The 19,735-nt window shown below is 71.4% G+C and carries 20 protein-coding genes; 8 read left to right on the top strand and 12 right to left on the bottom strand.

The genetic code is table 11. The features are described 5' to 3' along the window. Position 1: 1 nt before the first annotated feature. From argG to D7W81_RS15125, 5 genes are read right to left on the bottom strand one after another with little or no spacing between them, the layout of a single operon-like run. Positions 2–1,189, bottom strand: coding sequence for an argininosuccinate synthase (gene argG, locus D7W81_RS15145; RefSeq protein WP_120556083.1), 1,188 nt, complete (start codon positions 1,187–1,189; stop codon positions 2–4). A gap of 39 nt (positions 1,190–1,228) precedes the next feature. Beyond that, complete coding sequence (gene argH / locus D7W81_RS15140) at positions 1,229–2,578, bottom strand: argininosuccinate lyase (protein WP_208721313.1); 1,350 nt, start codon at positions 2,576–2,578, stop codon at positions 1,229–1,231. Further along, complete coding sequence (locus D7W81_RS15135) at positions 2,571–3,632, bottom strand: M20/M25/M40 family metallo-hydrolase (protein ID WP_120556081.1); 1,062 nt, start codon at positions 3,630–3,632, stop codon at positions 2,571–2,573. Before D7W81_RS15135 ends, argH begins: the two co-directional genes overlap by 8 nt. Then, positions 3,629–4,555, bottom strand: a complete 927-nt coding sequence (gene argB / locus D7W81_RS15130) for an acetylglutamate kinase (protein WP_120556080.1) — start codon at positions 4,553–4,555, stop codon at positions 3,629–3,631. Before argB ends, D7W81_RS15135 begins: the two co-directional genes overlap by 4 nt. Positions 4,556–4,614: 59 nt before the next feature. Then, the gene (locus D7W81_RS15125) at positions 4,615–5,619 is read right to left on the bottom strand and encodes an N-acetylornithine carbamoyltransferase (RefSeq protein ID WP_120556079.1); all 1,005 of its coding nucleotides are present in this window, start codon (positions 5,617–5,619) and stop codon (positions 4,615–4,617) included. 180 nt (positions 5,620–5,799) lie between these two features. Between D7W81_RS15125 and D7W81_RS15120 the strand changes: the two genes are divergently transcribed. Further along, positions 5,800–6,219, top strand: a complete 420-nt coding sequence (locus tag D7W81_RS15120) for an arginine repressor (protein ID WP_120556078.1) — start codon at positions 5,800–5,802, stop codon at positions 6,217–6,219. Here the strand turns inward: D7W81_RS15120 and D7W81_RS15115 are convergent. Both D7W81_RS15115 and D7W81_RS15110 read right to left on the bottom strand, forming a co-directional pair. Continuing rightward, positions 6,200–6,724: a 2'-5' RNA ligase family protein gene (locus tag D7W81_RS15115; RefSeq protein WP_120556077.1), complete on the bottom strand. Its 525-nt coding sequence runs from the start codon at positions 6,722–6,724 to the stop codon at positions 6,200–6,202. The genes D7W81_RS15120 and D7W81_RS15115 overlap by 20 nt on opposite strands. A gap of 45 nt (positions 6,725–6,769) precedes the next feature. After that, positions 6,770–7,468 carry an NADPH-dependent F420 reductase gene (locus tag D7W81_RS15110; protein WP_120556076.1) on the bottom strand — a complete coding sequence of 233 codons (699 nt, stop codon included), beginning with the start codon at positions 7,466–7,468 and terminating at the stop codon, positions 6,770–6,772. Between the two features lie 257 nt (positions 7,469–7,725). Between D7W81_RS15110 and D7W81_RS15105 the strand changes: the two genes are divergently transcribed. From D7W81_RS15105 to D7W81_RS15095, 3 genes are read left to right on the top strand one after another with little or no spacing between them, the layout of a single operon-like run. Then, positions 7,726–8,613, top strand: a complete 888-nt coding sequence (locus D7W81_RS15105) for a hypothetical protein (RefSeq protein WP_158621598.1) — start codon at positions 7,726–7,728, stop codon at positions 8,611–8,613. A gap of 8 nt (positions 8,614–8,621) precedes the next feature. Beyond that, on the top strand, positions 8,622–11,792 hold the full coding sequence (locus D7W81_RS15100) for a serine/threonine-protein kinase (RefSeq protein WP_120556075.1): 3,171 nt from the start codon (positions 8,622–8,624) through the stop codon (positions 11,790–11,792). 37 nt (positions 11,793–11,829) lie between these two features. Next, positions 11,830–12,570 (top strand): glutathione S-transferase C-terminal domain-containing protein, encoded by a 741-nt coding sequence (locus D7W81_RS15095; RefSeq protein WP_120556074.1) that lies wholly within the window; start codon positions 11,830–11,832, stop codon positions 12,568–12,570. Between the two features lie 70 nt (positions 12,571–12,640). Here the strand turns inward: D7W81_RS15095 and clpB are convergent, their stop codons facing one another. Further along, positions 12,641–15,265 carry an ATP-dependent chaperone ClpB gene (clpB, locus tag D7W81_RS15090; protein ID WP_120556073.1) on the bottom strand — a complete coding sequence of 875 codons (2,625 nt, stop codon included), beginning with the start codon at positions 15,263–15,265 and terminating at the stop codon, positions 12,641–12,643. 255 nt (positions 15,266–15,520) lie between these two features. Here clpB and D7W81_RS15085 point away from each other — a divergent pair, with 255 nt between their 5' ends. Continuing rightward, a complete protein-coding gene (locus tag D7W81_RS15085; RefSeq protein ID WP_208721311.1) occupies positions 15,521–16,039 on the top strand; it encodes a hypothetical protein in 519 nt (172 codons plus the stop codon). A gap of 50 nt (positions 16,040–16,089) precedes the next feature. Here D7W81_RS15085 and D7W81_RS15080 read toward each other — a convergent pair whose 3' ends face one another. From D7W81_RS15080 to D7W81_RS15070, 3 genes are read right to left on the bottom strand one after another with little or no spacing between them, the layout of a single operon-like run. Beyond that, the gene (locus D7W81_RS15080; protein ID WP_120556072.1) at positions 16,090–16,752 is read right to left on the bottom strand and encodes a hypothetical protein; all 663 of its coding nucleotides are present in this window, start codon (positions 16,750–16,752) and stop codon (positions 16,090–16,092) included. Continuing rightward, positions 16,749–17,060, bottom strand: a complete 312-nt coding sequence (locus D7W81_RS15075; protein ID WP_120556071.1) for a DUF1844 domain-containing protein — start codon at positions 17,058–17,060, stop codon at positions 16,749–16,751. Before D7W81_RS15075 ends, D7W81_RS15080 begins: the two co-directional genes overlap by 4 nt. Beyond that, positions 17,057–17,338: a hypothetical protein gene (locus tag D7W81_RS15070; RefSeq protein ID WP_120556070.1), complete on the bottom strand. Its 282-nt coding sequence runs from the start codon at positions 17,336–17,338 to the stop codon at positions 17,057–17,059. Before D7W81_RS15070 ends, D7W81_RS15075 begins: the two co-directional genes overlap by 4 nt. 93 nt (positions 17,339–17,431) lie before the next feature. Between D7W81_RS15070 and thiE the strand changes: the two genes are divergently transcribed. The 3 genes from thiE to thiD are packed head-to-tail and all read left to right on the top strand — an operon-like array spanning position 17,432 to position 19,618. Further along, positions 17,432–18,091, top strand: coding sequence for a thiamine phosphate synthase (gene thiE, locus D7W81_RS15065; RefSeq protein WP_120556069.1), 660 nt, complete (start codon positions 17,432–17,434; stop codon positions 18,089–18,091). Between the two features lie 19 nt (positions 18,092–18,110). Next, positions 18,111–18,881 (top strand): gamma-glutamyl-gamma-aminobutyrate hydrolase family protein, encoded by a 771-nt coding sequence (locus D7W81_RS15060; protein WP_120556068.1) that lies wholly within the window; start codon positions 18,111–18,113, stop codon positions 18,879–18,881. Further along, entirely contained in the window at positions 18,878–19,618 is a 741-nt protein-coding gene (gene thiD / locus D7W81_RS15055; RefSeq protein WP_120556067.1) for a bifunctional hydroxymethylpyrimidine kinase/phosphomethylpyrimidine kinase, read from the top strand. The genes D7W81_RS15060 and thiD overlap by 4 nt, the downstream gene beginning before the upstream one ends. Before the next feature lie 9 nt (positions 19,619–19,627). Here thiD and D7W81_RS15050 read toward each other — a convergent pair. After that, a partial coding sequence (locus D7W81_RS15050; protein ID WP_147445491.1) for a DnaB-like helicase C-terminal domain-containing protein occupies positions 19,628–19,735 on the bottom strand: 108 nt, incomplete at its 5' end.

Genomic DNA, 19,735 nt, shown 5'->3' with positions numbered 1-19,735 from the left:
GTCACTTCGCTTTCTGGGAGAGCATCTGCGCAACGCCGTAGAGCTTGGCGAACCCCGCCGCCTCCGTCCCCGTCCACAACACATTGGCCTCTCCGTACGTGGCCACCTTCGCGTCCATCAGCGAGTGTGGCGAACGCACGCCTTCCACGACGTGGGCGCGCGGGGTGAGCACCAGCTTCACCTCGCCCGTCACGCGGTCCTGCGAGGAGGCGAGGAACGCCTCCAGGTCCTTCACCAGCGGGTCGAAGAAGTGGCCTTCGTGCAGCAGCGACCCGTACAGGTTGCCCACCGTCTCCTTCCAGAAGAGCTGCTTGCCCGACAGCACCAGCTTCTCCAGCTCGCGGTGCGACGCGATGAGCAGGTGCGCCGCCGGCGCCTCGAAGCCCACGCGGCCCTTGATGCCCAGGATGGTGTCGCCCAGGTGCACGCCCCGGCCAATGCCGTACGGCCGGCCAATGGCGTTGAGCTTCTCCACCACGTCCACAGCGGACATCGCCTTGCCGTCGAGCGCCACCGGCACGCCCTTGTCGAAGGAGATGATCAGCGGCAGGGGCTTCAGGTCCGTCGGAATCTCGCCGCCGGGGAAGGCCGCTTCCGGCAGGGTGCTCCACGAGTCCAGCGTCTCGCGGCCGCCCACGGACGTGCCCCACATGCCCTCGTTGACGGAGTACTCGCCCGTCTTCGCCGGCAGGTGGAAGCCGCGCTCCGCGAGGAATGCAATCTCCTGCTTGCGGGAGAGGGCCAGGTCGCGGATGGGCGTGATGAGCTGCAGCTGGGGCGCGAGCGTGCGGAAGGCCACGTCGAAGCGGACCTGATCATTCCCCGCGCCGGTGCTGCCGTGGGCCACGGCCTGCACGCCCAGCTTCTCCGCCATGCGCACCGCCTCCACGGCCTGGCAGGCGCGCTCGGCGGAGACGCTCAAGGGGTAGAGTTGGCCGCGCAGCACGTTGCCGGCGACGAGGAAGCGCAGGTAGCCCTGGAAGAGGGTGTCGCGCGCGTCCACCGTGTGGTGCGCCACCGCGCCCAGCTTCTGGGACAGGGCCTGGATGCGCTCCAGCTGCTCGGGCGGAAAGCCGCCCGTGTCCACGGTGACGGTGGTGACGTCCCAGCCCTGCTCGCGCAGGTACACCGTGCAGAAGGCGGTATCGAGGCCACCAGAGAACGCCAGCACCACGGACTTCTTGCTCATCTTCGGACTCCTGTTGCTGCGAAAGGGGTGAGGAAGGTTTCAGGGGGCCCAGACGCGCGCGGCGGCCTCGGCCTGCTGTGCGTGGGTGCGCGTGAGCCAGTCGCGCGCATCCGCCAGTTCCTCGCGCGCGGCGGCGAGGCCCAGGTTGCCGGCGCCACCCAGGTGGGTGGCCGTCAGCGCGCCGCGGTCCGGCTGGAAGCTGCCGTCGTTGAGCTGACGGCCCACCTCCCGGTACGCGTCGCGGAAGGGCTGGCCCTTCGCCACGAGCGCGTAGGCGTGGTGCGCGGCGTAGAGCGTGTCGTCGCACGCCGCGCGCGCCTTCTCCGCGTTCACCTTCAGCGCGGGCACCAGCCGCGAGAGCACTTCCAGCAGCGCCTTCGCGCTGGTGAGGGCCTGGAGGGTGGGGCGCTTCAGCAGCTGGAAGTCACGGTGGTAGCTGGAGGGAAGCCCGCCGGCCACCGCCTCCACCTGGTGCGCCAGGCCGCGCAGCTCGCGGCAGCGGCCCCGGGCCAGCTCCACCACGTCCGGGTTCTTCTTCTGCGGCATGATGGACGAGCCGGTCGTGAAGGCATCCGGCAGGGCCAGGAAGCCGAACTCGTCCATGCTGTAGAGCTGCACGTCCCAAAGCCACTTCTCCAGAGTGCCCGCTGCCGAGCACGCCCAGGTGAGCAGCGCCGCTTCATGCCGCCCCCGACTGTCCTGCGCGTCGATGGGGCTGCGTTGAACCCGATTAAAACCGAGCAACCGCGCGACATATTCACGGTCGATGGGCAACGGCACTCCGAAGCCCGCGGCGGCGCCCAGCGGGCAGCGGTCGAGCCGCCCCCACACGCCCTTCAGCGCCTCCAGCTCCTCGAGCAGACCTTCGGCGAAGGCCATGCCCCACAGGCCGAAGGTGGACGGCATCGCGCGGCGCAGGTGCGTGTAGCCGGGCAGGGGCAGGTCCGCATGCGCTTGCGCGAAGTCGAGGAACGTCCCCGCCAGCTCCGCCGTGCGCGCACCCAGCGCGAGCAATTCCTCGCGCATGAAGAGGCGCAGGGCGAGCAGCACCTGATCGTTTCGCGAGCGCGCCAGGTGGATGCGCTTGCCCGCCTCGCCGGTGCGCTCCACGAGCGCGGCCTCCAGCGCGGTGTGGCCGTCCTCCTGCTCCGGGCGGATGGTGAAGCGGCCCGCGCGCGCCTCGTCGTGGAGCGCGTGCAGCGCGGCCACGAGCGAGCTGGCGGCCTCCGGCGCGAGCAGCCCCACGTGCGCGAGCATGCGCGCGTGCGCGGCGCTGCCCAGCGCGTCGTGCGGGACGAGCGACAGGTCCACCACGGGGTCATCGCCCACGGTGAAGGCGTGGATGGCCGCGTCCAGCGGCTGGCCCTTGCCCCACAATGTCTCAGCCACGCGACACCTCCCCGGCATAGCCGTGCAGCAGTCGTCGATAGAACGCGAGCCCCGCCTCCAGCTCCGCGCGCGTGAGGTACTCGTTCGCCTGGTGGCTCCGGAGCGTGTCGCCCGGGCCCACCTTCACCGCCGGGAGGTCGCCCAGGAACGCCCAGTCAGACGTGGTGCTGGAGCCCACGGTCGCCTGTCCGGACGCCGCCACCGCCGCGCGCACCAGCGGGTGCGCCGCGTCCGTGCCCTTGGGCAGGTAACGCGCGGAGTGCACCACCACCTCGCTCTCCAGCGCCTGCCCGACCTCCTCCGCCACCTTCGCGTGGTCCATGCCCGGCGTGGTGCGCAGGTCCACGAAGAACTCGCACCGGTCCGGCACCTGGTTGCGCGCCAGTCCGCCGGACACCTGCGTCACCTGCGCCCGCGCCTCACCCAACAGTGGGTGCGCGGGGAAGCGCAGCGCGGACACGGCCTGGATGTCCCGGGCCGCCTTGAGGATGGCGTTCTCCAGCCCTCCAGTGTGCGCGTGCGCGACATGACCGCTCGTGCCGTGCGCCACGCAGCGCAGGAGCAGCATGCCCCGCTGCGCCGTGCAGGGCTTGAGCGACGTGGGCTCGCCCACGATGGCGGCGTCCAGCGGCCCCAGCGAGGACAACAGCGGCCCCAGCCCCTTGCCCCCTGTCTCCTCCTCGGCGGTGAGCGCGAAGACGTACTCGACACCGGAAGGCGCACCTTCTTCGAGGAGCGCCTTCGCGGTGAGGAGCATGGCGGTGACGCAGCCCTTGGCGTCGTTGGCGCCCAGGCCGTAGAGCGTGTCGTCCTTCCACACCGCTTCGTGCGGCTCCGTGTCCCACCCGGCGCACGGCTTCACCGTGTCCAGGTGGGAGTTCACGAGCAGGCGCTTCGGGCCGCTGCCCACGCTGAACCACACGTTGTGGCCCTGGCGGTGCACGCGGGCACCCCAGGACTCCGCATGGCCCGCGACGAGGTCCGCGATGCGGGCCTCGTCGCCGGAGACGCTGGGCGTGGCGACCAGCGCGGTGAGCAGCCCGGCGGGGTTCAACCCCTGGCCTCGCCGTGCTTCACCGGGTGCTCGCGCACGACCATGGTGCCGCTGCCCTCGTTGGTGAAGACCTCCTCCAGGAGCGCGTCGGACTGCTTGCCGCTCACCAGGTGCACGCTGCCCACGCCGCCCACGAGCGCGTGGCGCATGGCGTGCGCCTTGGGACGCATGCCGCCCGTGAGCCGGCCTTCGGCCTCCAGGGACGCCAGGTCCGACAGCGTGGCCAGCGAGATGAGCGACGACGGGTCGGAGACGTCCTTGAGGAGCCCCGGCACCTCCACCATGAAGAAGAGCTTCTCCGCGTGCAGCGCCGCCGCCAGGGCCGCCGCCACCGTGTCCGCGTTGGTGTTGTACACGGCGCCGTCCTGGCCGCCCGACAGCGGGGCGATGACGGGCACGTAGTCCGCGCTGCGCAGGTGCTCCACGACGCGCGTGTCCACCGACTCGATGTCGCCCACGAGGCCGTAGTCCACCATCCGCCCTTGAGTCTCGCCGGGCTCCGTCACCAGCACGGGCGGACGCTTGCGCGCCTTGATGAGGCCCGCGTCCACGCCGGACAGGCCCACCGCGGGCACACCCGCGGCCTGGAGGTCCGCGAGCAGGTCCGTGTGCAGCTTGCCCGCGAGCACCATCTTCGCCGCGTCCAGCACGGGCGCGGAGGTGATGCGGCGGCCCGCCACCTTCTCGATGGGCAGGTGCAGGGCGTCACAGAGCGCGTCCAGCTCCGGACCGCCGCCGTGCACCACGACGGGGCGGATGGAGAAGGCCCACAAGAGGGCGATCTGCTCGCACGCCGTCTTGCGCGTGCGGGGATCCGTCAGCACGGCTCCGCCCAGCTTCACCACGAAGGTCTTGCTGCGGAACTGCTTCACGTACTTCGCCGCGTTGCGAAGCGCGGCGTACGGGTCGGGAGACAAAGGCAAGGTGGACCTCTGGAAAGTCGAAAGGGGACGAAGAAGGGTGGGGCGGACGGCTTCTGACTTCAGCCGCCGCGCATCCAGGCCAGGAGGGCGCGCTGCACGTGGTAGCGGTTGCCCGCCTCGTCCACGACGCGGCTGCTCGCGTGATCCAACACCTCGTCAGCGACCTCCACGTTGCGGCGCACGGGCAGGCAGTGCAGGAACGCCGCGTCCTTCGCGGCCTTCCCCATGTGCCGGCGCGTGGGCATCCAGCCCGAGTACGACGCGAGCAGCGCCGCCACGTCCGTGGGCGTGCTCGCCGTCTGCGCCGTGGGGCCCCAGGACTTCGCGTACACGGCGCGGCTGCCCACCAGCGCCTCGTCCTGGTCGTGCGTGTACGTGATGCTGCCGCCGGTGGCCTTGGCGTACGCCTCGGCCTCCGCTCGCACGGCCGGGTGCAGGTCGAAGCCCGGCGGATGCGCCACGCGCACCTCGCAGCCCGCGGCCGCCGCGGACAGCAGGAACGAGTTGGGCACCGCCTTGGGCAGGGGCTTGATGTGCGGCGCCCAGGTGAGCGTCACCGGCAGCTTCTTCGTGGTGCCGAACGTCTCGCGCAGCGTGAGCACGTCCGCCAGGCCCTGGCAGGGATGCTCGCGCGCGGACTCCATGCTCACCACCGGCACGGTGGCCCACTTGCGGAAGGCGTTGATGACGGGGTCCGCCTCGTCCTCCTCGTCGCCGCCGCCCTGGGAGAAGGTGCGGATGCCGAGCATGTCCACGAAGCGCGACAGGACGGGCGACGCCTCCTTGATGTGCTCCGCGCGGTCCGCGTTCATCACCGCGCCGGGCCGGTCCTCCAGCTTCCACACGCCAGAGCCCACGTCGAGCACGACGGCGTGCCCGCCCGCGCGCAGCATCACGGCCTCGAAGGACGTGCGCGTGCGCAAGGACGGATTGAAGAACACCATGCCCAGGATCTTCCCGGGGAACAGCGCCCCTGGGTCCTTCAGCTTCCACGCGGCCGCCTGCGAAAGGACCGCCTCGACGCCTTCCGGGCCCAGGTCCTGAATGCGGGTGACATGCTTCATGGGCTTCGTGCTCCCCCGGCCGCGCCGGATGGATGGGGACTGCTGAATATGCACTTGAATTCATGCATATTCGCTAAGGAGGCGCGGATATTATGCAGAACGGCGCAGCGCGCAAGAACATTCACTGGGATTTTTCATGCGTCTTGCGTGCGTATTCAGCCGCATGCATGGTGAACGTGAATGAACCTGGACGAGGCCATCCTTCAGCTCATCTCCCGGCAGGACGTTCCGGATCAGGCGGTGCTGCAGACGTTGCTGGAGGAGGCGGGGCACGCGCCCAGCCAGTCCACGCTGTCGCGGCGGCTGAAGAAGCTGAGCGTGCAGAAGGTGAACGGGCGCTACCAGCGCACGGAGCCGCCGGTGGCGCCGGTGCCGCTCGCGCCGTCGGTGACCATCATCGAGGCGCCGCCCAACATGCTGGTGCTGAAGACGGCGCCCGGCTACGCGCAGATCTTCGGGCTGGCGCTGGACCGTGAGGAGCCCGAGGGGCTCGCGGGCACGGTCGCGGGTGACGACACCATCTTCATCGCGGTGAGGGATCCGTCGCTGTTGCAGGACGTGCGTGAAGCGGTGGAGCAGCTCATCCTTCGCGGCCCGTGAACGGAAAGCGGCGCACGAGCTCCCACGGGCCTCCGAGGTAGCGCCAGAGAATTAGCGCGGGAGCGTGCGAGTCGAAGGAGGCCCAGTCCGCGCCCAGCTCCACGAGGGCGGCCTTGGCCTCCTCGGCGCTGGCCTTGTTCATCAGCGTGACGTGGGGCCGGAAGGGCTGGCGGTCCTGCGGCGTGAGCCACTCCACGAACGCGCGGGACAGCTCGCGGTGCACGGGAGACAGGCCCGGGGCTTCCACGTCCAGCGCCATGCCGCGTCCCAGACTTCGCAGCTTCGTGAAGCGCAGCGTGGGCGCGGGGCGCTCGGTGACGACCTCGAGCGCGGCCTCCACGGCGACCTGTTCGGACGCGGGCAGGTGGTGGAAGAGGGAGACGTGCGCGGGGATGACGTTGCGCTCGGGTGGGAAGTAGCGCCGGCGCAGGCCGTCCAGGCGCGCGAACGCTTCCGGCTCCAACTCGGCGGTGACGAGCAGCGGGGCTTCGGAGAGGGCGGCCATGCGGAGCACACCTTCCGTCCGAAGCCCCGGGGGCACAAGCGGGGCTTACTTCTGCGACGCGAGGAAGTCCCGCAGCCACTTGTCGGCCTTCTGACGGTACTCCGGAAGGCGGCTGCGCTCGGCCTCGGCGAGGGCCTTCTTCACCCCCGGCGCATCGAAGTCCTGGGTGTAGACCGGCGTGCCGGGCTGCTGGCGCCACGACTCGGAGAGGCTCCCCGCGTCGATGCCGTCGAAGCCCAGCTCCTCCACGAGCTTGAGCACCTTCGCGCGGTGCTCGGGCGGATCGCCCGCGATCGGCAGCGCCACGCGTCCGGGCGTGCCCTTTGGCGTTCCCTTGTCGAGGAGGCTTTGGAAGAAGATGTTGTTGAAGGCCTTGATGACGGGGCGGCCGAGGAGCTTCGAGACCCACTCGCTCTCCAGCGTGCCGGCTTCGAGCTCCGGGATGCTTCCGTCGCGCACGGGGTAGTAGTTGCCTGTGTCGATGACGACGACGTCCTTCGGCACGTTCGCGAAGAGGCCCTTCGGCAGGTCGGGGACCGCCTTCTGGGTGATGGTCACGACGACGACCTCACCGGCCTGCGCCGCCTCCTGAACGGTGACGGCCTTCGCGCCCGTCTCCTTCGCCAGATCGCGCAGGGTCTCCGGCCCGCGCGAGTTCGCGATGGACACCTCGTGCCCCAGCTTCGTCCAGCGCCGCGCCAGCGTTCCGCCGATCAGCCCCGCGCCAATGATTCCGATCTTCATGTCGTCCTCCGGGAAGTGAGCTCCACGACTGCAAGCGCCGGTCGGATGCACGACCCGCATGCGCGATGCGCGCCCCCGGCAGGATTTACGCGCGTGCCCGGACCCAAGGGAGCTTCCCGGGAGGAGGGGAGCCTCCAACGCCGTGGGTTGGCCGCTGACCGGGGGGCCCGCCGGGCGCAGGGGGGCCTTCCGCCTTACCCGGGCCTTTCGTTAACGTCCCGGGATTCCCGGTCCTTGGGGACCCGGGCCTCGCTGCCATGGCGAACAATCCATCCGAGCTGGTCGCGGCATTCCGGGGAGCCGCGCGACCCCTGACCTCCGAGGAGGAGGCGGGGCTGCTGCCCGTGCTGGCCTCCGTGCTGGAGCGCTGCGAGGGGGCGTGGCCCGGCGTCATGCTCGCGCCAGTCCTCTTCGCCGCGCACCTGGGGAGGCACGCGCCGGCGGGTGAGCCTCCCGCGCAGGCCCTGTCCGCGCTGCACTGCGAGGACCTGTACCTGGCGCTGGCGGCGGTGGAGGGGCAGCGGGCCGCGCTGGATGCGCTGGAGTCCACGGTGCTGACGCCCGCGGGGCGCGCGGTGCGCCGCGTGGAGGATTCCGAAGCCTTCGTGGACGAGGTGCTCCAGCTCACGCGCCTGCGGCTGCTGGTGGAGGACGGCGGCCGTGCCCCGCGCCTCACGGAGTACGCGGGCCGGGGACCGTTGCGGCGGTGGGCGGAGGCCGTGTCGCTGGGCATCGCGCTGTCGCTCAAGCGCAGGCCGGAGCGCAGCACGCCGCTGGACGACGCCCTCATCGCCGCGGACCTGGGCGCGACGGATCCGGAGCTGGAGCACATCCGCCAGAGCTACCGCCCCGCCTTCCGCGCCGCCTTCGCCGAGGCGCTGTCCCTGCTGTCCCCACGCGACCGCAACCTGCTGCGCATGGGGCTGGTGCAGGGCCTGGGCGTGGAGTCGCTGGGCGCCCTGCACCAGGTGCACGCCTCCACGGTGTCGCGGTGGATGGCGAAGGCGCGCGAGGCCCTCCTGGATCACACCCGTGGGGCGCTGGCCCGGCGCTTCGCGCTCAACACCTCCCAGCTCGACAGTCTGCTGCGCGTGCTCGACGGCAGCCTGGAGCTCAGCCTCGCGTCCCTCCTGAAGGAAGGGTGAATCCCTCCATGCCTGAGTCCACCCCCCACCTCGACGAGGTCGAGCTGCTCGACCTCGCGGATGGCATTCCGTCCCAGTCCCTGCGCGAGCGCGCGGAAGGACACCTGGATGCCTGCGCGTCCTGCCGCGAGGCCCTGGCGGACTTCCTGCGCGTGCGCGCCGTCCCCGCGCCGGACGTGCACGCCGCGCGCACCGCCGTGATGCTGTCGGAGCCGCTCACGCGCTCGTCCCGCCCGCGCATCCCCCAGGTCGCGCAGGGGACGCTGCTGGGCCGCTACGTGGTGCTGGAGCGGCTGGGCGCCGGAGGCATGGGCGTCGTCCACGCGGCCTATGATCCGAGCCTGGACCGGCGCATCGGCCTGAAGCTCCTGCGCGCGCCGCCCTCCACGGGTGGCTCGCAGGGCATGACGGAGCGGCTGCTGCGCGAGGCCCAGGCCGCCGCGCGCACCCGCCACCCGCACGTCGTCGCCGTGCACGACGTGGGGACGTTCGGGGACGTCGTCTTCATCGCGATGGAGCTGGTGGACGGCGGCACGCTGCGCCAGCACCTGAAGGAGTCCGCCCGGCCGTGGCGCGACGTGGTGCGGCTGTACCTCCAGGCGGGAAGGGGGCTCGCGGCGGCGCACGCGGCGGGCGTGGTGCACCGGGACTTCAAGCCGGACAACGTGCTCGTGGACAAGGAGGGCCGCGCCCGTGTGACGGACTTCGGGCTGGCCCGCCTGGAGTCCACCGCGCACGAGGCTGCCGACGCCGCGCTGGCCGTGAACGAGGCCCTGGAGGCCACCTCGCCGAAGGGAGCCACTGCGCTGGCTCCAGGAGAGCCCGCGTCGCCGAACAGGGCCCCGCTGGTCACCAGCGTCGCGGGCACGCCCGGGTACATCGCGCCGGAGGTGCTCGCGGGCGCCCCCGCCGATGCGCGGTCGGATCAGTACGCCTTCTGCGTCTCGCTGTACGAAGGGCTGCACGGCCAGCGGCCCTCCGCGTCCGAAGCGGGCGGCCTGGCGAACCGGAGCAACCTCCCGCGCGCCGTGCACGCGCTCGTCGTGCGCGGGCTCTCGCCAGAGCCGGGCGCGCGCCATCCGTCCATGACGGTCCTGCTCGACGCACTGGAGCGTGCGGCGTTCCCGCGCATCAGCGCGAAGGTGGCGGCGGCTGGCGTGGGGGCGGGCCTCATCGCCATCGCCGCCGCGGTGGTGGTCGCCCGGGGCCCTTCGCCTTGCGCGGATGATCCCACCCGGTTCCAGGGCATCTGGGACGCGGACCGCAAGGCGGTGATGCTCAAGGCCTTCCAGGCCACGGGCGCGCCCGACGCCGTCGCGGCCTACGAGTCCACCGCCCGCGCGCTGGACACCTATGCCTCCGGCTGGAACGACAGCCGCCGCGACGCGTGCCTGGCCACCCATGAACACGGCACGCAGTCCACCGCGGTGCTGGACCTGCGCACGAACTGCCTGGAGCGCCGCCGCCGGGAGTTGACCGCGCTCACGGAGGTGCTCCTCGCCGCGGACCGGGCGGGCGTCGCCACTGCTCCAGAAGCCGCGCAGGCGTTGAGCCCGCTGTCGCGCTGCGCGGACGTGGAGGCGCTGTCCCAGCCCGTGCCCCCGCCGGAGCGGCCCGAGGTCGCCGCTCGCGTGAAGGCCGCGTACGCGAAGCTGGACGAAGCACGGGCCCGCCTGGGCGCGGACCGGTGGCAGGACGCCGTGGACCGCGTCACCCCCATCATCACCGAGGCGGAAGCGCTGGGGTACAAGCCGCTCCTGGGCGAGGCCCTGCTCATCGAAGGGGAGGCCCGCTCCTTCCTGCGCGACGAGTCCGCGGGCCCGGCGCTGCGCCGCGCGATGCTCGCGTCGCTGTCGGGACGCGACGACCTGCGTGCCGCGGAGGCCGCCGTCTACCAGGTCTTCGTGGACGGTGAGGTGACGCAGCGCCCGGAGCAGGCGAAGGCGCACGCCGACGAGGCCCGGGCGCTCCTGGAGCGCTCCGGCGGCAGCCTGGAGCTGGAGTCGCAGCTGCTCGCGTACGAGGGCAATTCGCTGGAGCAGCAGTCGCGCTCGTCGGAGGCGCTGCCCGTGCTCCAGCAGGCGCTGGCGCTCCAGGAGCGGCTGCACGGCCGTGACTCGCCACGGCTGGCCCGCGCGCTGCTCACGATGGCCTCCATCCAGCGGTCGATGGGACGCGCGGAGGAGGCGCTCGCGACCATCCAGCGCGCCAGGGACGTGCTGGAGGCCGCCTACGGCCCGGACCACCCGAAGACCGTCATGGCCATCAACAACCTGGGCGGGACCCTGGTGGAGCTGCGGCGCTACCAGGAAGGTTATGAGGCCTTCCTGGAGAGCCTGCGCCGCTACGAGCGCATCTATGGCCCGGACCACCAGCCCCTGCGCTACGTCGGCGGCCTGCGGTCGAACCTGAGCGCGGCGGCCTACCGCATGGGCCGCTACGACGAGGCCGAGCGCCGCATGCAGGAGGCCCGGAACATCTACAACCAGCTGTACCCCAAGGGCTCTGTCTTCCGCATCCGCTCGGGCACCAACCAGTCCCAGATCCTCATGAACCAGAGCCGGCTGACGGACGCCCTGGCGCTGATCCAGGAGATGGAGGAGGAGGTCCAGGCGGCCCGGGCCGACGGCCGCAGCGACCCCATCTTCGCGGCGCCGTCGCGATGCCGGGCGGAGGCCTGGATGCGGCTGGGGCAGTCCGAGCGTGCCGTCACCGAGGCGAGGCGCTCCGTGGCCATCCTGCGGGAGCTGAAGGCGGAGACCGAGCTGGGCGAGTCGCTGCGCGTCCTGACCGTGGCCCTCACCCGGGCGAAGCAGCTCAACGAGGCCCGGGACGTGGCGCGCGAGTACCTGGCCCTGCACCACAAGCTCGCGGGCGAGAAGGCCCGGCCTCCCATGGAGGTGGAGGAGATGATGGCGGAGCTGGCCCTGGCGCGGGGCGAGGTGGAGGAAGCCCGCCAGTGGGCGGAGCAGTCCCTGGAGGGCTGGAGCCAGACGGCGGCCCCGCCCCTGGAGATGGCCAACATCCGCTTCATCCTGGCCCGCGCGCTGCGAAAGGCCCACCGCGAGCCGGAGCGAGCCCGCGAGCTGGCCACCGCCGCCCGCGACGCCGTGCTCCCCACCGCCGAGCCCCGGCTGCTCAAGCTCTCCGAGCTGGACGCGTTCCTGCGCGCGCCGTGATGCGCGCAGCGGCGGTCCTGCTAGGGTCCCGCTCCCTATGCGAACCCTCGTCGGACTGACCTCTTCGGGCTGGACGGAGAAGGCCCGGTGGGCGTTGGACCACCACCGCGTCGCCTACCGCTACCAGGACTACGTCCCCCTCATCCAGGAGCGCTGGCTGCGCAAGCAGGTGGCGCCCGGCGTGAAGCCCTCCGTGCCGCTGCTCGTGGATCCACCCCAGCCCGCCACGCACGGCTCGTTCGCCATCGCGAAGCACGCCGAAGCGGTGGGGCAGGGCAGCCCGCTCTTCCCGGCCGCGCACGTGGACGCCATCACCGCGTGGAACGACACCAGCGAAGAGGTGCTGGACCTGGCGCGCGCCTACGCCATGCCGCGCATGCTGACGAACTCGCGGGCCCAGGCGGAGATGCTGCCGAAGTTCGTTCCCGGCTGGCTGCGTGCCGTGTTCGCGCCCTCCGCGCGCCTGGGCATGCGCTTCGTGGTCAAGAAGCACCAGGTGGCGGACACCTCCGCGGAGGGCATCGAGGCGAAGGTCGCTCCCTCCTACGAGAAGCTGCGCGCGGCGCTGGGCGGCCGGCCCTACCTGCTGGAGACGGGCTTCACCTACGCGGACATCACCACCGCGGCCATGCTCGTGCTCCTGGGGCCGCCGGCGGACCGGCACCTGCCCATGGGCGCGGGCACGCGCGAGGTGTGGACCCATCCGGGGCTCGCCGCCCGCTTCCCGGACCTGCTCGCGTGGCGCGACGCGCTCTACGACAAGCACCGCCGCACCTGAGGAAACACCACGGGCCGCCCTCCCGTGGGGGAAGGCGGCCCGCGCTTGAATCACCGGTGCGTGAATCCCGCTACGCCGTCTTCTTCACGCCCTTCGAGTTGTCCACCAGCACCTTGGCGAAGGTGAGCCCGTCGGGGCCGGCGTCCGCCTGGATGTGCTCGCCCGGCGCGAACTCGCCGTTGAGCACCTGGAGCGCGAGCGGATCCAACAGGTACTTCTGCACGGCGCGCTTCAGCGGCCGGGCGCCGTACGTGGGGTCGTAGCCGCGCTCCGCCAACAGCTCCCGCGCGCCCTCCGTGAGGTCCAGCGTGAGGCGCTTGGCCTGGAGCAGCTTCTGGAGCTTGCCCAGCTGGATGTCCACGATGCGGTAGATGTCCTTCTTGCGCAGCGGCTCGAAGATGACGATTTCGTCCACGCGGTTGAGGAACTCCGGACGGAAGTGTCCGCGCAGCGCCTCCATCACCTCGCCGCGTGTCTTCTCGTTGAGCACGTCCGTGCCCGCCATGCCCTCCTGGATGGCCTGCGAGCCGATGTTGGACGTGAGGATGAGCACCGTGTTGCGGAAGTCCACCGTGCGGCCCTGGCTGTCCGTCACCCGGCCCTCGTCCAGAATCTGCAGCAGGATGTTGAACACGTCGTGGTGCGCCTTCTCGATTTCGTCGAAGAGCACCACCGTGTACGGCCTGCGGCGCACGGCCTCCGTCAGCTGGCCGCCCTCCTCGTAGCCCACGTAGCCCGGGGGCGCGCCGACGAGCCGCGACACCGCGTGCTTCTCCATGTACTCGGACATGTCGATGCGGACCATGGCCGTGTCGTCGTCGAAGAGGAACTCCGCCAGCGCCTTCGCCGTCTCCGTCTTGCCCACGCCCGTGGGGCCCAGGAAGATGAACGAACCGATGGGGCGGTTCGGGTCCTGCAGCCCGCTGCGCGCGCGGCGCACGGCGTTGGACACGGCCTCAATCGGAGTGCGCTGGCCAATCACGCGCTCGGCGAGCCGGTCCTCCATCTTGACCAGCTTCTGCATCTCGCCCTCCAGCAGCTTGGAGACCGGGATGCCCGTCCACTTGGCCACCACGGAGGCGATGTCCTCGGAGTCCACCTCCTCCTTGAGGAACTTCTGGTGCTTCTGCAGCTCCGCCAGCTTCTCGTTCTGCGCCGCGACCTCCTTCTCCAGGCCCGGGATGACGCCGAACTTCAGCTCCGCGGCGCGGTTCAGGTCGCCCTGGCGCTCCGCCGCCGCCTGGTCGTTGCGCGCCTTCTCCTGCTTCTCCTTGAGCGTGCGCAGCGCCGCGATGGCCTTCTTCTCCTCGTCCCAGTGGGCCTTGAGCGAGTTGAACTTCTCGTTGAGGTTCGCCAGCTCCTTCTCGATGGTGGCCAGGCGCTCACGCGAGTGCGGGTCCGTCTCCTTGCGCAGGCCCTCGCGCTCGATTTCCAGCTGCGTCACCTTGCGGCGGATGTCGTCGATCTCCGTGGGCATGGAGTCGATTTCGATGCGCAGGCGGCTGGAGGCTTCGTCCACCAGGTCGATGGCCTTGTCCGGCAGGAAGCGGTCGGAGATGTACCGGTGGCTGAGCGTGGCCGCCGCGACGAGCGCGGAGTCCTGGATGCGCACGCCGTGGTGCACCTCGTAGCGCTCCTTCAGGCCACGCAGGATGCTGATGGTGTCGTGCACCGTGGGCTCGCCCACGAACACCGGCTGGAAGCGGCGCTCCAGCGCGGCGTCCTTTTCAATGTGCTTGCGGTACTCGTCCAGTGTCGTCGCGCCAATGCAGTGCAGCTCGCCGCGCGCGAGCGCCGGCTTGAGCATGTTGCCCGCGTCCATGGCGCCTTCGGCCTTCCCGGCGCCCACGAGCGTGTGCATCTCGTCGATGAAGAGGATGATCTCCCCGGCCGCGTCCGAGACCTCCTTGAGGACCGCCTTGAGGCGCTCCTCGAACTCGCCGCGGTACTTCGCGCCGGCCACCATGGAGCCCAGGTCCAGGGTGATGAGGCGCTTGTTCTTCAAGCCCTCCGGCACGTCGCCGTCCACGATGCGGCGGGCCAGGCCTTCGGCGATGGCCGTCTTGCCCACGCCCGGCTCACCGATGAGCACGGGGTTGTTCTTGGTGCGGCGGCTCAAGACCTGGATGCAGCGGCGGATCTCCTCGTCGCGGCCGATGACGGGGTCCAGCTTCCCGCTGCGCGCAGCCTCCGTGAGGTCGCGGCCGTACTTCTCCAGCGCCTGGTAGGTGGACTCCGCGTCGGCGCTCGTGACGCGCGCGGAGCCGCGGACCTCCTTGAGGCCTGCCTGCACGCGCTCGCGCGTCACGCCGGAGGACTTCATGGCCTCGCCGACGGCGCCCTTGTCCTGGGTCAGCGCGAGCAGCAGGTGTTCGGAGGAGGTGAACTCGTCCTTCAGCGCCTTGGCCTCGTCCTCGGCCTTGTCGAAGGTCTTCATCAGGCGCTGGCTGAGCATGGCGCTCTCGCCGCCCTGGATGCGCGGGAGCTTCTGGAGCGCTTCGCCCAGCCGGCCCGCGAACAGCTTCACGTCCACGCCAATCTTGCGAAGCAGGGGGTCGACGATGCCGTCCTTCTGCCCCAGCAGCGCCGTGGCCAGGTGCTCCGGCTCGTAGTGGGGGTTGTCGGCCCGGCGGGCCAGGGACTGACCCTCCTGGATCGCCTCCTGTGCCTTCACCGTGTATTTGTCGAGTCGCATGACTTCAACGTAAGGGCCGGGGACCCCTTGGCAAGGCGACACTGCCCGTACGCCCTGCGTTTTCCCCGGAATACTTTGAGCTGCTGGAAGCAGCCGGGTAATCGTGGTGGCGAAGTTGCCAGGGGGTGGGGGGGTCGGTTATAGGCGGCGCCCATCCTCGGGGGCTTCACTCTGGACGCACACGGCGGCTATCTCGTTCGACTCGACACCTTCTCCGGGTTGGCGCTCGTGCGTCTGGCCCGGGAGGCCCTGTCGATGGACATCGCCCCGGCCGCCACGGCGCTGCGCGTCACCATCAACCGCCGCCGCAAGGTGGTGCGCCTGGCCTTCCTGGGGCCCTTCTCCCAAGGCCGTCAGGGCGCCCACTGGTACGCGGCGCACCACGCCCTGGCCCGCCTGCTGTCCGCCGCCGCCAACGCCACCGTGCACGCCTACGTGTACGACGCGGACGAGGGCGAAGAAGTGATTGCCTACGGCAACGGCCGCCGGGTGGGTGGGGAGAAGGTGGTGTACGAGGACGCGGAGCTGCCGTGTCCCCTGGAGGAGCTGGACGACGCGGCGTTCGCCCGGCTCCAGTCGCGCTGGCCCATGGGACACCTGGCCTACGTCTACGGCCTGACCCGGGACGAGCTGCTGCGCATCCCCCGCGCCCCGCTGGCCCGCGTGCTGCCCCTGGAGGGCCCCGCCGCCGGCTCCGAAGCGGACGCGATGGCCTCCCTGGAAGCGCTGCTGCTGGGGCCCACGCAGCCCCGCGCGGAGACGGACGCGAGCTGAAGGCGAACGGCACGGCCTCTACGCCGCGCCGCGTCAGCCTCGCTCGAACCTCAAGGGTCTTCGGTGGGCCCGTCGAGCGTGACGATGGCCGCGCGCACGCCCTCGCTGCGGAAGTACTGGGCGAGCAGGGCGAACCCGCCGGCCACGAGCACCGTGGGCAGCACCGCGCTGAGGGTCATCAGGGACGGGACGAGCGCGTAGAGCTGCTCGGCGGCCGTCGGGTCCTGAAACTCCGGCAGGCCCTTGAGCCCCTGCACCATGGCCTGGCTGGTGTGCCGGGCCACCACGGTCCACTGGGCCCCGTCGATGGTGCGCATCAGCGCCGCGAAGATGCCCGCGCCGCCCAGGACCTGCCGCAGGCCGTTGCGGGGCATGCCTTCAGGGGCGCGCAGCATGCGGCTGGAGGCGAAGAAGAGCAGGGTGCAGGCCACCGTCAGGCCGGTCAGCACCAGGGCGCGGGACTCGCGCATGGGGGAGAGCGCGGACAGCTGCGCCTCCATGATGGCCTGGGTGACGGCGGGGTCCTTGCCCAGGAGGGACAGGGTGGGGGTGTGCTCCCGCTGCGCTTCCCGGTGCGCCTCGAAGTTCATCATGACGGAGGCCTCGCTGCAGGCGAGGAACCCCGTCAGGGAGGAGAGCACCAGGCACAACGCGGCGGCGACGCGCACGCCCCGGGGCAGCGCCCCCGGGCGGGTGACTTCAGGAGGCCTCACTTCCGGCTCGCCTCCACGTAGCGCATGCGCAAATCGGACAGGAGGTTGTCCACGAGCTTCTCCTCCTCGGCGGTGAGGTTGCCGCGCGTCTTCTCGCGGAGCATCGCCAGGAGGTCCAGGTTCTGCCGGGCCGACGGCAGGTCCTTCTCCATCCGGCCCGTCTCCGGGTTCGGTGCGCCCCCCAGGTGGATGAGGACGGCGGAACCCAACCCGACGATGAAGGTGCTGAACGACAGGGACTCCTCGGAGGCGGGGCTCGCTTCCCCCGTCATCACGAAGGTCTCACCCCGCTTCTCCGAAGGGCTCATTCGGACGCCTTGTCCTCTTCGTCGGCCGGCTCGTCCGCCTCGTCCGCCTCGTCCTCTTCGTCGGCGGCGTCGTCGTCCGTGTCCTCGTCGTCGTCCTCGTCATCGAAGTCGTCTTCGATCTCGCCATCCATCAGCGTCTCGATGGGGACGGACTTGTCGGCCACGTCCGGCAGCTCCTCGAGGTGCTTCTTGTAGGCGTCCTCGTCCACCTGGCCGCTGCGCTGGTAGCGCTCGGCGGTACGCTTGTCGAGGTGCTTCGGGTTGATGCCATCTGCCATGATTCAAATCCTCGGAATTGCTTGGAAAACAGCGCGGCACCTTATAGCAGGAGGGGCGCCTGTCAACGCCGCTGTCCCCAGGCCCGGAATCCGATGAACGTCTCGCCCCGCCCCCCGCTTCCCCAAGGTCCGTACCTGTTGGTCGACGACAGCGTCCGTCCGGAGCTGTCCCTGGTGGACAAGGCCCAGCGCCTGCTCGCTGGCGGTGCCCGCGTCCTCCAACTGCGCATGAAGCACACCCCGCTCCGGGAGGCGCTGGCCGCGGCCCGGGCGGTGGGGGTGCTCTGCCGGCAGGCGGGCGCGGTGTGCCTCATCAACGACCGGGTGGACCTGGCGCTGCTGTCGGACGCGCACGGCGTGCACGTGGGGGACGAGGACCTGCCCCCGGAGGCGGCGCGGGAGCTGCTGGGTCCGGGCCGGTACGTGGGCGTCACGGCGCGGGGGACGGAAGGGGCGAAGGCGGCCCTGGCCGCGGGCGCGGACTACGTGGGCGTGGGGCCGCTGTTCGGCACGACCACCAAGGTGGTGCAGGCGCCGGTGCTGGGGCTGGAGGCGTTCCGGCGGGTGGTGGCGGAGAGCCCGCTGCCGGTGGTGGGCATTGGCGGGGTGGGCCTGGCGAACATCGCGAGCGTGGCGGCGACGGGAGCGCATGGCGCGGCGGTGGTGTCCGACGCCCTGCTCGCCCAGGACATCGCCGAGCGCGTGCGCCAGCTTGCGGCGGCGTTTGACAGCGTGCGGGGGACTGGCCTCTAACCCGAGGGAGCCCCCCATCATGAACCCTCTGTCCTCTCCGCGTCATCACGGCACGACCCCGCGTCGTCCCAACATCGGCCTCAGCCCGGACTGGGTCCAGCCGGCCGACTCCGCCTTTCCCCGCTACGAGCTGAAGGTGCCCTACGCGGAGGCTGTGCTGCGCGCGGGGGGCCTGCCCTTCGTGCTGCCGTACACCGACGATGCGTCCTGCGTGGACGCCTACCTGGAGCGGGTGTCCGGCCTGGTGGTGACGGGCGGCGCGTTCGACATCCCCCCGTCCGCGTACGGCGAGGAGGCCCGTGAGGGTATGGGGCCGCTGAAGGAGGGCCGCACGGCCTTCGAGGCGCACCTCATCCGGGGCGCACTCAAGCGCAACCTGCCGGTGCTGGGCGTGTGCGGCGGCATGCAGCTGCTGGCCGTGGTGCTGGGCGGCACGCTGTTCCAGGACATCCTGCGCGAGGTGCCCGGCGCGCGCGACCACGAGCAGAAGCACGACCGCACCCAGCCGCAGCACCCGGTGGAGGTGAAGAACGGCACGCTGCTGGCGGAGGCGGTGGGGCACGGACAGCTGATGGTGAACTCCACGCACCACCAGGCGGTGAACAAGCCGGGCACGGACGTGACGGTGAGCGCGGTGTCGCCGGAGGGCGTGGTGGAGGCGATTGAGTCCACCGCGCACGCGTTCGCGTTGGGCGTGCAGTGGCACCCGGAGCTGATGCTGGGGACCATCCCGGTGCACCTGGGCGTCTACAAGTCGCTGGTGCAGAAGGCTCGAGAGCACCGCCGGTGAGGCCGCGCGTCCTGCTCTTGGCGGGACTGGAGCCCACGGGCAGGGCGGGGCTCCTGGCGGACGTGGCCGCGGTGCGGGCGCGGGGCGGTGACGCGGTGGCGGTGCCCACGGCCCAGACGGCGCAGGGCGCGCACACCTTCGCGGTGGTGCCCGCGTCCCCGCGCATGCTGGCCGCGCAGGTGACGGCCGCGCGCGAGTGGGGCCCCCTGCACGCGGTGAAGTGGGGCGTGGTGCCCGGGCCGTCGCAGCTGTCCACGGCGAAGGCGGCGCTCAAGGACGCGGACGCGTGGTGGGTGGTGGACCCGGTGGTGCGCTCGTCGCGGGGGCAGGTGCTGTCGCGGCTGACGGCCCGGCACTACCTGGCGCTGGCGGGCCCGCGCGTGCTGGTGACGCCGAACCTGGAGGAGGCCGCGTGGCTCCTGGGCCGGCCCGCGCTGGCCACGGTGGAGGACGCCCAGGAGGCCGCGGAGGCGCTGTGTCAGCGCGGCTTCGGCGCGGTGCTGGTGAAGGGCGGACACCTGCCGGAGGGGCAGGGGCTGGCGGACGTGCTGGCCTTCTCCGGGCGCACGCTGGTGATGCGGGGACGCCGGCTGAAGCGGCCTCCGGAGCGGCGGGGCACGGGCTGCCGGCTGGCGTCCGCGCTGGCGGCGGAGCTGGGCCGGGGCACGGGGCCGGAAGCCGCGGTGCGGGCGGCCCGTGAGCACGTCACGGGCTACCTGCGCACCGGCCGGGACTGACGCGGCGGCCTACTCGCTGCGCGCGCGGCTTTCGAAGCGCGTGTACTCCGCGAGGAACACCAGCTCGATGGAGCCGATGGGGCCGTTTCGCTGCTTGGCGACGATGAGCTCCACGGG

This window comes from Corallococcus aberystwythensis, from assembly GCF_003612165.1.
Lineage (GTDB): Bacteria > Myxococcota > Myxococcia > Myxococcales > Myxococcaceae > Corallococcus > Corallococcus aberystwythensis.
The sequence above is the reverse complement of the archived record's forward strand: the minus strand, read 5'-3'. Positions and strand labels throughout refer to the sequence as shown.

Bases quoted from the DNA above. Each gene is read 5' to 3' on its own strand.
- argG (WP_120556083.1), bottom strand. From the start codon at position 1,189: ATGAGCAAGAAGTCCGTGGTGCTGGCGTTCTCTGGTGGCCTCGATACC.
- D7W81_RS15125 (WP_120556079.1), bottom strand. From the start codon at position 5,619: ATGAAGCATGTCACCCGCATTCAGGACCTGGGCCCGGAAGGCGTCGAG.
- D7W81_RS15120 (WP_120556078.1), top strand. From the start codon at position 5,800: ATGAACCTGGACGAGGCCATCCTTCAGCTCATCTCCCGGCAGGACGTT.
- D7W81_RS15115 (WP_120556077.1), bottom strand. From the start codon at position 6,724: ATGGCCGCCCTCTCCGAAGCCCCGCTGCTCGTCACCGCCGAGTTGGAG.
- D7W81_RS15110 (WP_120556076.1), bottom strand. From the start codon at position 7,468: ATGAAGATCGGAATCATTGGCGCGGGGCTGATCGGCGGAACGCTGGCG.
- D7W81_RS15105 (WP_158621598.1), top strand. From the start codon at position 7,726: ATGGCGAACAATCCATCCGAGCTGGTCGCGGCATTCCGGGGAGCCGCG.
- D7W81_RS15100 (WP_120556075.1), top strand. From the start codon at position 8,622: ATGCCTGAGTCCACCCCCCACCTCGACGAGGTCGAGCTGCTCGACCTC.
- D7W81_RS15095 (WP_120556074.1), top strand. From the start codon at position 11,830: ATGCGAACCCTCGTCGGACTGACCTCTTCGGGCTGGACGGAGAAGGCC.
- clpB (WP_120556073.1), bottom strand. From the start codon at position 15,265: ATGCGACTCGACAAATACACGGTGAAGGCACAGGAGGCGATCCAGGAG.
- D7W81_RS15085 (WP_208721311.1), top strand. From the start codon at position 15,521: ATGGACATCGCCCCGGCCGCCACGGCGCTGCGCGTCACCATCAACCGC.
- D7W81_RS15075 (WP_120556071.1), bottom strand. From the start codon at position 17,060: ATGAGCCCTTCGGAGAAGCGGGGTGAGACCTTCGTGATGACGGGGGAA.
- D7W81_RS15070 (WP_120556070.1), bottom strand. From the start codon at position 17,338: ATGGCAGATGGCATCAACCCGAAGCACCTCGACAAGCGTACCGCCGAG.
- thiE (WP_120556069.1), top strand. From the start codon at position 17,432: ATGAACGTCTCGCCCCGCCCCCCGCTTCCCCAAGGTCCGTACCTGTTG.
- D7W81_RS15060 (WP_120556068.1), top strand. From the start codon at position 18,111: ATGAACCCTCTGTCCTCTCCGCGTCATCACGGCACGACCCCGCGTCGT.